The following is a 12,628-nucleotide window of genomic DNA, read 5'->3' as shown; positions in this document are numbered from 1 at the left end:
AACGACCTTAGATCATCTCTTCGCCGCCCTTGCCACCGAGAACGATCTCTCCGGCTTCGGCCATACGGCGGGCGATGGTGAGGATTTCCTTCTGTGCGGTTTCCACATCGCTGACGCGCACCGGGCCCTTGGCCTCGAGGTCGTCGCGCAACAGTTCGGCCGCCCGTTTGGACATGTTCTTGAAGATCTTCTCCTTGACGCCTTCGTCCGAACCCTTGAGGGCCAACACCAGCACATCGGAGGACACTTCGCGCAACAGCGCCTGAATACCGCGGTCGTCGACATCGGACAGGTTGTTGAACACGAACATGAGGTCTTCGATCTGACCGGACAGGTCTTCGTCGAACTCGCGAATCGAGTCCATCAACTGACCTTCGATCGAACTGTCGAGGAAGTTCATGATGTCGGCCGCACGCTTGATACCACCCAGGGTGGTGCGCGAGGCATTGGAGTTGCCCGAGAACTGCTTCTCGAGAATCTGGTTCAATTCTTTCAGGGCCGCTGGCTGCACGGTGTTCAGTGAAGACACCCGCAGAATGATGTCCAGCCGCACCTTATGGTCGAAGTTGCCCAGCACTTCACCGGCCTGGTCCGGGTCGAGGTAAGCCACCACGATCGCCTGGATCTGCGGGTGCTCGTAACGGATCACGTCGGCAACCGCGCGCGGCTCCATCCACTTGAGGCTGTCCAGGCCGCTGGTATTGCCACCCAGCAGAATCCGGTCGATGAGGCCGTTGGCCTTATCCTCGCCCAGGGCCTGGGTGAGCATTTTGCGCACGTAGTCGTCGGAACCGACGCCCAGGCTGGTCTGATCGCCGACGATGTCGACGAACTCACTCATCACCTGCTCGACCTGCTCACGGTGCACGTTGCCCATCTGCGCCATGGCCACGCCCACACGTTGCACCTCCTTGGGCCCCATGTGGCGCAGTACTTGAGCGGCATCGGTCGACCCCAGGGACAGCAGCAAAATCGCGGCTTTGTCGACCCGGGATAATTTGGCAACAGCGGCTCGATTATCACTCATCTGCGTTAATCCACTCTTTCACGACCTGGGCCACACGACCCGGGTCTTCTGCCACCAGACTCTTGATGGCGTTCAACTGAGCGTCATAGCCTTCGCTCGGGCTTGGCAGCAGAATGCTCTGCGGCCCGCCGAGGCTGACGCGATCGTTGGCCAATTCGCCATCCAGGCCGCCCATGCCTCCCAGCTCTACATCACCCAAACCTGCCAACTGCTTGCTCTTGCCGCCACCGGTGATGTTGTTGAGCACCGGACGCAGCACGCCAAACACCAGTATCAGGATGAACAGCACACCCAATACTTGCTTGACCACATCCCAAAACCAGGGTTGCGAATAAAACGGAATATCGGCGACCACTTCAGCACGCTCAGTGGAGAACGGCACGTTGATCACGCTGACGCTGTCGCCACGACTGGCGTCGAAACCGACGGCGTCCTGTACCAGGCGAGTGAAGCGCGCCAATTCGTCGGTGCTCCACGGCGCCCGGCTGGTTTCGCCGTTGGCCGCGTTGACCTTGACCTGATCGTCCACCACCACGGCTACCGACAGGCGAGTCAAACGGCCCTGCTGTTGCTTGGTGTGGCTGATGGAACGGTCGAGCTCGAAGTTCTTGGTCGACTGCTGACGCTTGTCAGCCGGGTACGGCGCCAACATCGGCTGGCCGGTGGCCGGATCCATGATTTGCTGGCCATTGGCATCGATCAGCGGTTGGCCTGGCTGCACCATGCCGGCGGCTGCGGAGGCACCACCGGTGGTTTGTGGCGCGCTGGCGGCCGACGGCGGCTGGTTGCTCAGGGCACCGGGTACGCCTTGCGGGCCATTGCTGGCGGTGCGCTGCTCGTTCACCGACTGTTCGCTGCGCAGCGCCGGTTGATCCGGGTTGAACTGCTCGGACGTCGACTCGACGGCACTGAAATCCAGATCGGCCGACACTTCGGCCTTGTAGCGATCGTTCCCCAGGATCGGTTGCAGGATGTTGTGCACCCGTTGGGTCAGCATGCCTTCCATGCGACGGCTGTAATCGAATTGCTTGCCGGCCATGGTCAGTTCGGAGTTTTCCGCCTGATCGGACAACAGGTTGCCTTTCTGGTCGACCACAGTGATCTGCGATTTGCTCAACTCAGGCACGCTGGTCGCCACCAGATTGATGATGGCAAGGACTTGGCCTGGCTCCAGGGAGCGGCCCGAATACAGCTCTACCAGAATCGAAGCACTCGGCTTGCGTTCGTCGCGCACAAACACCGAGCTTTTCGGAATCGCCAGGTGCACACGGGCACCCTTGACGTTGTTCAGGCTGGAAATGGTGCGCGCCAACTCACCTTCCAGGCCGCGACGATAACGGGTCGCTTCCATGAACTGACTGGTGCCCAAGCCCTGATCCTTGTCGAGGATCTCAAAACCAATGTTGCCATCGGTTGGGGTCACGCCGGCGGCGGCGAGCTTGAGGCGTGCACGAGCCACGTCGTCGGCCTTGACCAGCAGGGCACCGGAATTGGGTTCGACGGTATAAGGAATGTCGGCGGAAGCCAGGGTTTCCATGACTTGCTTGGCGTCCATGCCCGCCAGGCTACCGTACAACGGACGGTAGTCTGGCTGCTGGGACCACAGCACCACGGCGAAACCAATCGCCACGCTGGCAGCCAGGCCGACCAACAGGCCGACCTGACGCAACATGGTCATCTCGGAGAGATTTTCCAGGAAGGACAGACCGAACAGCGGCGGCTTGCCGTCTGGCGGAGTACCCTTGGCCGGAACGTTATCTACGGCTGCTTCTGCCATGACTCAATAGTTTCCTTAGACCGGCATCTGCATGATGTCTTGGTAGGCTTGAACCAGTTTGTTGCGAACCTGGGTCAACGCCTGAAACGAGACAGTGGCTTTCTGCGAAGAGATCATTACGTCCGTCAGGTCGACACCACTTTTGCCAATCTCGAAAGCACTGGCCAACTGGTTTGATGCCTGCTGGGTATCATTCACTTTATTGACAGCCTGACCGAGCATGTCGGAAAAGCTGCTGCCGCCCACTTCAGGGACCGCGACCGATTTGGGCTGCGCCATGGCGTCCATTTGCATGGCCCGCATGTCCAGCATCAACCGATTAAATTCAATACCTTGGCTCATGGTCTACTCTCTCTGGCGGCCCGCATTTTTTTGACACTTACTCAGCGGGTATCTAGGTGTTAGCAACAAGGGTGCCAGCTCCATGGCCACGAGAAACAAATGCGCGCGCGGGCGCATCCGACGCCACGCGGTGTAGCTACTACGTTGGCGATAGCTTCGCGCTCAAGCGCGAACCAGCTCCCTCGCCACAAGGTTCAACTGGCGAACAGATAGGCCTCGACGTCCATTCCGGCGTCACGCATTTGCGCCAGCTTGTAACGCAGGGTGCGAGGGCTGATCCCCAGGCGTTCGGCCGCCTCCTTGCGACGACCGCGCTCGGCCCGCAGGGTGTCGATGATCATCTGGAATTCGCGCCGACGCAGGTCGTCTCCCAACGCGCCGGCCGACTCGCCCTCCACTTCCACCGGGGGCGCGAACGCCGGTGCCGGTGACGGCACAGGCAATGGCGCACAGGCCACCGGGCCAGTCAGGCAGAAATCCTCTGGCTGGATCACACCGCCCTGCTGCAGGATCAACGCTCGTTGAATCGCGTTATCCAGCTCCCGTACATTGCCGGGCCAGGGGTAGGCAATCAGAAAGGCCTGGGCCTGCGGCGACAACTTGGCCGCCGCATGCTTCATTTTATTGACGTGCTTGGTCAGCAGACGCTCGGCCAGCGGCAGGATATCGGCGGTGCGCTCGCGCAACGGACGCCAGGCCAGCGGGAACACCGACAAACGGTAGTAAAGGTCTTCACGGAAGCGCCCCGCCGCCACTTCGCCGGCCAGGTCGCGGTTGGTGGTCGCCACCACGCGAATGTCCAGGCTGATGGGCTTGCGCGCACCGACCCGCTCCACTTCTCGCTCCTGCAACACACGCAATAGCTTGGCCTGCAGGCCCAGGGGCATTTCGGAAATTTCATCGAGCAAAATGGTGCCGCCGTCGGCTTGTTCGAACTTGCCGGCCTGGGCCGCGATGGCGCCGGTGAACGACCCCTTTTCATGACCGAACAGCGTGGCCTCGAGCATGTTGTCGGGAATCGCCGCACAGTTAATGGCAATGAACGGTTCACTGGCGCGCCGGGATTGCTGGTGAATGTAGCGCGCCAGCACTTCCTTGCCGGTGCCGGACTCGCCGGAAATCAACACCGTGGAATCGCTGCGAGCGACCCGCGCAGCCAATTCCAGCAACTGCGCGCTGGCCGGCTCGAGCGCCACCGGCCCCTCCCCTTCAACGGCTGGGCTGCCCAGGGCATGGCGAGCCACCAAGTCCAACAGCGCCTTGGGCTCGAACGGCTTGACCAGATAATCCGCCGCCCCTTGGCGCATGGCGTCCACCGCCCGCTCGACGGCGCCATGGGCCGTCATCAGCAATACCGGCAGTTGTGGCTGGCGCATGCGCAACAGCGCGAGCAATTGATGACCGTCCATGCCTGGCATGTTGACGTCACTGACGACCAGGCCGAACGCTTCCCGCCCCACCGCCAGCAATGCATCTTCTGCCGAACCAACGGCGACGTAATCGTGCCCGGCCAGCACCAGCGTATCGGCCAGCGCTTCGCGCAGGGCCCGGTCATCCTCAACCAGTAACACCTTGATCGCCATTGCCTTTACTCCACACTCGGCGCATTGGAAAACAGCGGCAAGAGCATCAACGCACAGGTCCCACGCCCCAGCCGCGAGCGCAATTGCAATTCTCCCTGGTGAGCGCGGGCCACGGCCTTGACCACGGTCAGGCCAAGGCCGGTTCCGTTGGTCTTGGTGGTAAAAAATGGCTCGCCCAGACGCGCCAACACGGCCGGCCCGATGCCGTCGCCACTGTCACTGACACACAAGCGCAGAGCGTTGTCGCGCGTGTATAAGTGCACCTTCAACCGGACATCGCGACCGCCGGCCTGGATCGCGTTTTCAATGAGGTTCAACACCGCGCCCACCAGGGTGTCGCGGTTACACAGCACTTCACCGGCATGGCTGTCGCACTGCCAGCGGATCGGCAAATCGCGCACATGGGTCAACGCAGCGGCCTGTAACGACTGCAGCAAAGCCTTGGGGGTTATGCGGTCCGTCAATGGCAACTCGCCACGGGCGAATACCAGCATGTCGCGCACCTGATGTTCCAACTCGTGCAGGCGTTCTTTCAGGCGTGTGGCGAATCGCTGCTGGGTTTCCACCGGCAGTTGCTGTTCGGCCAGATGACTGGCGTACAACAGGGCGGCAGACAATGGCGTGCGAATCTGGTGAGCCAGCGACGCCACCATGCGCCCCAGGGAAGACAGCCGTTCATGGCGGGCCAGCTGGTCTTGCAGGTGACGGGTTTCAGTCAGATCGTTGAGCAGCACCAATTGACCAGGCTCGGCATCCAGCGAGCGCGTCGAGATGGACAGGCGCCGACCATCCTTGAGGGACACTTCATGGCCGTCGTCTTCGCGGGGGGCGAAGCAGCGGGCGATGACAAGCCGCCACAGCTCACCTTCAAGCGGCAAGCCCAGCAGCTCGCAGGCCGCCGGGTTGGCTTCGCGCACGCGACCGTGCGCGTCGATGACAATGACGCCGCCAGGCAACAGGTCGAGGAGATTCTGCAGCCGATTGGCCAGGCGCTCCTTTTCCGCCAGCTCCTGCATGCGCTGGGCACTGACCACGGCCAACTCACCCTTGAGCTCGGTGACCCGGGCTTCGAGCAGGCTGTAGGAATCAGTCAGTTGGCTGGACATCTGGTTAAACAGCGAAAATGCCTGCTCAAGTCCAAGCCGGCTTGCCTGCTCGGCGGACGGCATGTGCTCCGATTCGGGGACAGGAGACATCTGGGCGACTTGGGTCATCGTGCTCTCTCGCTTGGCTGACCGTCAGTTAAACGGAACGTTGCGAGGGCTATAGCAATACCCGTGCCGAAAAAAAACCGCCTGAAAATCAGGCGGTTGCAAAACAGGCGTCAATCATCCGCCTGTTCATCTCCTTCGCGACGGCTCATGCCGTACTTGCGCATCTTCTCCACCAGGGTGGTACGACGGATGCGCAGGCGTTCCGCTGCACGGGCCACGATACCGTTGGCATCGTCCAGGGCCTGCTGGATAAGCCCCTGTTCCAGGCCTCCCAGGTAATCCTTGAGGTCCAGGCCTTCCGGTGGCAGCAAGGCATTGGCGGCGAAATCCGGCGTGTGGCCGTTGATGGCCACCCGCTCTTCCAGATCGCTGCGCAGGCTGTCGACCATTTGCTCGTCTTCGTCATCGACGTAGCGGAATTTCTTCGGCAACTCGACCACGCCAATCACCCCATAGGGGTGCATGATCGCCATGCGCTCCACCAGGTTGGCCAGCTCACGGACGTTGCCCGGCCAGCCATGACGGCACAGCGACATGATCGCCGCCGAATTGAAACGAATCGAGCCGCGTTTTTCGTGCTCCATGCGCGAAATCAACTCGTTCATCAGCAGCGGGATGTCTTCGACCCGCTCACGCAGCGGCGCCATTTCAATCGGGAATACGTTGAGGCGGTAATAAAGGTCTTCGCGGAAGCTGCCGACCTCGATCATGGTCTCGAGGTTCTTGTGGGTCGCGGCAATGATTCGCACATCGACGCTTTGGGTCTTGTTGCTGCCCACGCGTTCGAAGGTGCGCTCTTGCAAGACCCGCAGCAGCTTGACCTGCATCGGCAGTGGCATGTCGCCGATTTCATCGAGAAACAGCGTGCCGCCGTTGGCCAGTTCGAAACGCCCGGCCCGGCTGGTGATCGCGCCAGTGAAGGCGCCCTTCTCGTGGCCAAACAGTTCGCTCTCCAGCAACTCGGCCGGAATCGCGCCACAGTTGACTGGCACGAACGGCGCTTCGCGGCGCTTGGAGTGGTAATGCAGATTGCGCGCAACCACTTCCTTGCCGGTACCCGACTCACCCAGGATCAGTACGCTGGCGTCGGTGTCGGCCACCTGCTGCATCATCTGGCGCACATGCTGGATCGCCCGGCTGGTGCCGACAAGGCTACGGAAAAGATTGGGTTCGCGATGCCTGCCACGTTCACGGGCCTGGTCGTACATCTCGCGATAAACCTGGGCGCGATGCAACGAATCGAGCAATTTGCTGTAGCTGGGCGGCATTTCGAGGGTCGAAAGTACCCGGCGGCGCTGGTCTTCAGGCAGGTCAATGGAAGAATTTTCGCCCATTAACAAAACCGGAAGGAACTCATCCCAAGTGGAGAGTGTCTTTAGCAAGCCCAAGAGAGTTATGGGAGCATTTACGGTCCCGATCAGGACACAAATGACTTCACGACTGGACGACAAAGAGCCGACGGCCTGCTGCCAGTCATGACTTGCGCAAGGTAAATTTTCTTCGCCAAGAAAATTTAAGATCACCGCCAGGTCGCGGCGGCGGACGCTATCGTCATCGATCAAGAGAATTTTGGTTTCACGCCACATGCAATAGCAACTTCCCTAGTCAACTCAATGCCCGGAATCAGGGGGCAAGCTGGACGCTTGCAGACTTGTCATGCCTGTAGACGCCTTCAATCTGGATACAGCTACTAGTTAAGTCAAAAAACCGTGCACAGTCAAATTTATGGCGCACTTGGTTCGGATTAACTCAGCATTAACCGAACAGATGGTAAACCTTTGCCGCGTTCTGTGCTTGGTGGATCTGCGACATCTCATCGACGATCGCCTGGCGCTCTCCCGTCGCCGCCTCCAGCAATAGCCGGTACACCCCTAGCAACTCCTCAAGATTGCTACGCAACGCCGCCGCGTCCACCTCGGACTCGCTCAGGGCATCTTCCATGCAGGAACGACACGTCATGTCCAATTGACCGATGGCTTCCCAGTTACGCTCGGCCAGAGCACCGACCAGGGCATCACGGGTTTGTTCGATTCGCTGCAAAACAAGACTCATGAGCGTACTCCTTAGAATTGCAAGCCAGGCACGGCGATGGCATCCCAGCCTTCCTTGACCGTGCAAAGCAGATCGGCGACTTCGTCGAGGATCTTCGGATCGGTCTTGACGTTGGCCTCGGTCAGACGCTTCATCATGTAGGTGTAGAGGTTATCCAGCTCCGTCACCGACTCGGCCTGATTTTCCAGATCCAGGCCTTCACGCAAGCCGCCGATGATGCCAATGGCCTTGCTGATCAATATGCCTTTGTTGGCAATGTCCTTGCGCTCCATCGCGCCCTTGGCCTGAGCAATGCGATCGAGCCCGCCCTCCATGAGCATCTGCACCAGACGATGGGGACTTGCTTCGGAGGTTTGCGCCTGGGCACCAATTTTCTGGTATTGGCGAAGGGCTAACATCGGATTCATGTTCTACCTCATCAAAAAAATTTCAGTTCGTATAAACAACGTATCGACGTCGTGTCAAAAAACTTTAGATCGAAAAAAACAAAAGCCCGGAGCGTCTTAAAACGCCTCCGGGCTTTTTTGCATCGATTGGAAATCAGCTGTTTTTTTGTTGCGCCGTCATCGCTTCGAACATCGACGTGATGTTGCTGGCAGTGGCTTTCAGCTTGCCGACCAGGCTGTCCATGTCGTTGTACTTCTTGGTCAGTACGGAGGTCAGGGTCTCGACCCGACGATCCAGCGCCTCCTGATCTTTCGTCAGCCGGCTCTGGGTCTTGTTCAGCGAAGTGGTCCGCTGGTCAAGGATCCCACCCGTCTTCGTGTAAGGGTCGATAGCCTTGCCCATGCGCTCCAAGAGACCGTTGTCTCCCGTGAACAAGGTCTGGACCTCACCGCTGAGCTTCTTGTCGTTCATCGCCGCGGTGAACTTGGTGGTATCGAAGTCCAGGCCACCGGTTTTCTGGTTGGTGGTGATCCCCAACTGCGCCAGTACGGTGAGCTTGTCGCCGGAACCGCTTTCCGACAATGGACCACGAATCGATGCCAGGATCGAACGTGGCAATGCGTCACCGGTCAATTTCGCCGCAACGGTCGGGTTGCCATCATCGTCGAGCGACGCCTTGGTCAGCGAGGTAACGCCGTTGGCGATTGCATTATAGGCATCGACAAATTTCTGGATCGACGTTTTCAGGCCGTCATTGTTCGACGCGACGGTCACGGTTGAAGTCGCCCCCCCACCGGAGACCAGGTTCAATTTCAACCCGGAAATTGCCGAGTCGACAGTATTGCTTTTGCTGGTCAGCGCCATGCCATCGATAGAGAACTTGGCATCCGACGCGACGGCGCCGATGGCACCGGCCGAGCTGGCCGTCAACGCAGCGCCGCCGGCACCCACAACGTTAGTCCCATCGATCTCAAGCCCTGCAATACCGCTGACCGAGATGTCGGAACCGGCGCCGGTGGTGCTCGAACCCAGCACCAGACGCGAGCCGAACGAGTCAGTCACGATGTTGGCACTGAAACCCGCCGCCTTGAGCGAAGCGTCAGCATTGATCGAGTCGCGCACCGATTGCAGGGTCGAATCGGCCGGCACATCAAGGTTGTAGTCGACACCGTTCTGATTGATGGTCAGCGTACCGGTGGGAATGGCACTGGTGGTACCACCGGAAAAAGCTGCAGTGGTGACCTTGGACGACGTGGCGATGTTATCGACTTTGATTGCATAAGTGCCGGCGACTGCCGAGTTGCCAGCTGTGGCCGTGACGACACCGACGGAGGAAGAGGTTGCAGCAAAACCCGAGAATTGCGGGTTGGTTTTGCTGGACAGGTCCGTCATGGTGGTCTTGAAGGCGGCCAGCAGGGACTTCAGGGATCCGATCCCGGAAATACTGTTGGTGGTGGTGGTCGTCGCACGAGTGATCTGACTTTGCTTGGCCGATTTGTCAGCGTCCACCAAAGCTTTGACAATAGCTACTGTGTCCAGACCGGAGCCTAGCCCCGTGGTAGTTTGAATTGGACTTGCCATGTGAAAACTCCCTTCAGTGTGTCGCCGGCCTTTTGACCATTACAACGCCCAAAAGAACATAGCAACAAAATTCGTGCCAGTTGTCAGGCTTCCGCGCTGAACAGCAGGCTATTTGCATCAGTCAAACTGTTGGCCAGCTTTAGAACTTCTTCGTTCGGGATCTGGCGAATCACTTCACCGGAGTCACTGGCAATGACCTTCACTACTACTTTGCCTGAAGGCTCGTCAATAGAAAACTCCAGATTACGCTGGACCGACTGAACGAACTTCTCGATGTCCTGAACGGCTTTCTTGAGCTTGTCCTGCTCGGTAGTATTGTCTTTAGGGGTTTCTTTGACCGGCGCTGCGGTAGCAGCAACGGCTCGAGGCTTCTCCACTGGCTTGTCGACCACCGTGGGTGCCGGCTTCGCCGCTGGATAAGACAAGTTCAGCTTCACGCTCATATCCATGTCCATCACCTCTGGAACGGAAAAAGCGAGAGAGTACGCAAGCGCACTCCCCCGCTAAAACTCATCCAGCTATTACTGAAGCAGCTTCAGTACAGCGGATGGCAATTGGTTGGCCTGAGCCAGCACCGAGGTAGACGCTTGCTGCAGAGTCTGCTGCTTGGTCAGTTGTGCAGTTTCAGAAGCGAAGTCGGTATCTTGTACGCGACCCAGTGCAGCACTGGCGTTTTCGTTAATGTTCTGCAGGTTAGAGATGGTGCTGGTGAAACGGTTTTGTGCAGCACCGAGGTCAGCACGCGAGGTGTTGATGGTCTGCAGTGCAGCGTCGATTGCAACGATAGCAGCCGAGAAGTTGGTTTCAGCAATGGCACTGGTGGAACCAGCGATAGTGATTGCAGAACCTACACCCATGGTGTCAGCGTCGAAGCTGGCGCTCAGGGTCAGGGTGATCTGGTTGGAAGTACCAGTGTTGGAGCCGACCTGGAAGGTCATGGTGCTGGCGCTACCGTCGAGCAGGTTCTTGCCGTTCAGGTTGGTGCTGTTGGCGATACGAGTCAGCTCGTCACTCATCTGAGTGAATTCTTTGTTCAGAGCGTCACGATCTGTTGAGCTGTTGCTATCGTTACGGGACTGAACAGCCAGTTCACGCATACGTTGCAGGATGTTGGTTTGTTCCTGCATCGCGCCTTCAGCGGTCTGCGCCATGGAGATACCGTCGTTGGCGTTTTTGATTGCCATGGTCTGACCGCGGATTTGCGAGGTCATACGGGTGGCGATCTGCAGGCCAGCGGCGTCGTCTTTGGCGCTGTTGATTTTCAGGCCGGAAGACAGACGGGTCATCGAAGTGGACAGAGCGTCGGAAGCCTTGTTCAGGTTCTTCTGAACGTTCAACGATGTGACGTTAGTGTTTACTGTTAAAGCCATGACGAATTCCTCGTTGGTTGGGTACTGCGGCTTCCGGCCCTGGCAACCGCCGGGTGTGGCCTAGAGAACCTTCGTAATAGTTATCGTCGGATTAGGAACTTGCTTGAGGGCTTTTTTCAAAAAATTTGCTAGCAGACTGCCACCCTCATGGAAAACAAGAGGTTAGCCTTTGAGGAAGGCTTGAAAAATGGCGTCAAGAACCCGCAGGCAAAGGGCTCGGGCAAAAAAATAGCGCTGCAGGCTGAGCCCGGAGCGCTATATATAGAAGTGCCTGGATCAGTTTCGGTAAAGAATCGCCGAACCCCACGACAAGCCGACACCAAAACCGCTGATTGCCACGCGCTTCCAGTCGGCATCCAGAACGTGCTTTTCCAGCAGCAGTGGAATGCTCGACGACACGGTATTCCCGGTCTCGACCATGTCCTTGATGAACTTCTCCGGTTCGCCCTCGAAACGGCGCGCCACGGCATCGACAATCGCCGCACTGCCCTGGTGAATGCAGAACGCATCGATATCGCTGGCTTGCAATGACGATTCGTCCAGCAGTTCGTGCAAATGTGCTGGCACTTTCAGCAAGGCGAAGTTGAACACCTGGCGTCCGTTCATGAAAAACACACCGTCGCTGACCTTGAGGTGCGGCGCGCCGGAACCATCGGTCCCGAACTTGGCCTTGCCCAATTGCCAGGTGGCATCATCGGCCATCCAGGTCGCAGTGGCGGCGTCGCCAAACAGCATGGTGGTGTTGCGATCTTCAGGGTCGACGATTTTCGAATAAGGATCGGCCGTCACCAACAGGCCGTTCTTCAGACCCGCGGCCTCCATGAAGCCTTTCATGGCGTAGATGCCGTACACGTAGCCCGAGCAGCCCAAGGAGATGTCAAAAGCCGCGACATGAGTCGGCAAACCCAGTTTGTCCTGCACGATGGCCGCGGTATGGGGCAAGCCCTCTTCGTCGCCGTTTTGAGTGACGACGATCAGCGCATCGATTGATTCACGCGTAAGTTCAGGGTTATTGGCGAACAAGGCGTTCACCGCTTCGACACACAGGTCCGAAGTTTCCTGGTCAGCGTTTTTGCGCGGCAGAAACGCCGAACCGATCTTTCCAAGGATGAATTCTTCATCCTTCTCGAATTTGGCACCCTGAGCGTAGTTATCCACACCAGCGGTCGGCACGTAACTCGCTATGCTTTTTATGCCAATCATCATGGCTTCCCGATCATAAATAGCTACTGAATATGTACCCCAAAAACGCGGTGGGGGTGCTTCACAACGATTGAACCGCAGACATGAACACG

Annotated in this window: 12 protein-coding genes; all 12 read right to left on the bottom strand. The window is 58.5% G+C overall.

Translation table 11 applies throughout. The features are described from left to right. Positions 1-7 precede the first annotated feature (7 nt). The gene (fliG, locus tag ACA047_RS08820) at positions 8-1,027 is read right to left on the bottom strand and encodes a flagellar motor switch protein FliG (protein WP_003199086.1); all 1,020 of its coding nucleotides are present in this window, start codon (positions 1,025-1,027) and stop codon (positions 8-10) included. Then, the gene (fliF, locus tag ACA047_RS08815) at positions 1,020-2,804 is read right to left on the bottom strand and encodes a flagellar basal-body MS-ring/collar protein FliF (protein ID WP_497358485.1); all 1,785 of its coding nucleotides are present in this window, start codon (positions 2,802-2,804) and stop codon (positions 1,020-1,022) included. Before fliF ends, fliG begins: the two co-directional genes overlap by 8 nt. Before the next feature lie 15 nt (positions 2,805-2,819). Next, positions 2,820-3,146, bottom strand: a complete 327-nt coding sequence (gene fliE, locus ACA047_RS08810; protein ID WP_497358483.1) for a flagellar hook-basal body complex protein FliE — start codon at positions 3,144-3,146, stop codon at positions 2,820-2,822. A 194-nt stretch (positions 3,147-3,340) separates the two neighbouring features. Continuing rightward, entirely contained in the window at positions 3,341-4,729 is a 1,389-nt protein-coding gene (fleR, locus tag ACA047_RS08805; protein ID WP_497358481.1) for a sigma-54-dependent response regulator transcription factor FleR, read from the bottom strand. A gap of 5 nt (positions 4,730-4,734) precedes the next feature. After that, positions 4,735-5,943 carry a sensor histidine kinase gene (locus ACA047_RS08800; protein ID WP_497358479.1) on the bottom strand — a complete coding sequence of 403 codons (1,209 nt, stop codon included), beginning with the start codon at positions 5,941-5,943 and terminating at the stop codon, positions 4,735-4,737. Between the two features lie 110 nt (positions 5,944-6,053). Next, the gene (locus tag ACA047_RS08795; RefSeq protein ID WP_497358477.1) at positions 6,054-7,529 is read right to left on the bottom strand and encodes a sigma-54 dependent transcriptional regulator; all 1,476 of its coding nucleotides are present in this window, start codon (positions 7,527-7,529) and stop codon (positions 6,054-6,056) included. 169 nt (positions 7,530-7,698) lie between these two features. Further along, entirely contained in the window at positions 7,699-7,995 is a 297-nt protein-coding gene (locus ACA047_RS08790; protein ID WP_497358475.1) for a flagellar protein FliT, read from the bottom strand. A gap of 11 nt (positions 7,996-8,006) precedes the next feature. Further along, complete coding sequence (gene fliS / locus ACA047_RS08785; RefSeq protein ID WP_497358473.1) at positions 8,007-8,402, bottom strand: flagellar export chaperone FliS; 396 nt, start codon at positions 8,400-8,402, stop codon at positions 8,007-8,009. Between the two features lie 133 nt (positions 8,403-8,535). Beyond that, a complete protein-coding gene (fliD, locus tag ACA047_RS08780; RefSeq protein ID WP_497358471.1) occupies positions 8,536-9,963 on the bottom strand; it encodes a flagellar filament capping protein FliD in 1,428 nt (475 codons plus the stop codon). A gap of 83 nt (positions 9,964-10,046) precedes the next feature. Beyond that, entirely contained in the window at positions 10,047-10,412 is a 366-nt protein-coding gene (locus ACA047_RS08775; RefSeq protein WP_497358469.1) for a flagellar protein FlaG, read from the bottom strand. 72 nt (positions 10,413-10,484) lie between these two features. Beyond that, the gene (locus ACA047_RS08770) at positions 10,485-11,333 is read right to left on the bottom strand and encodes a flagellin domain-containing protein (RefSeq protein WP_497358467.1); all 849 of its coding nucleotides are present in this window, start codon (positions 11,331-11,333) and stop codon (positions 10,485-10,487) included. Between the two features lie 276 nt (positions 11,334-11,609). Further along, positions 11,610-12,536: a ketoacyl-ACP synthase III gene (locus ACA047_RS08765; RefSeq protein WP_497358465.1), complete on the bottom strand. Its 927-nt coding sequence runs from the start codon at positions 12,534-12,536 to the stop codon at positions 11,610-11,612. Positions 12,537-12,628: the final 92 nt, after the last annotated feature.

The sequence above is a fragment of the Pseudomonas sp. LBUM1664 genome (genome assembly GCF_059695895.1).
Note: the sequence above shows the minus strand (reverse complement) of the source record. Positions and strands in the feature narration are given on the sequence as shown.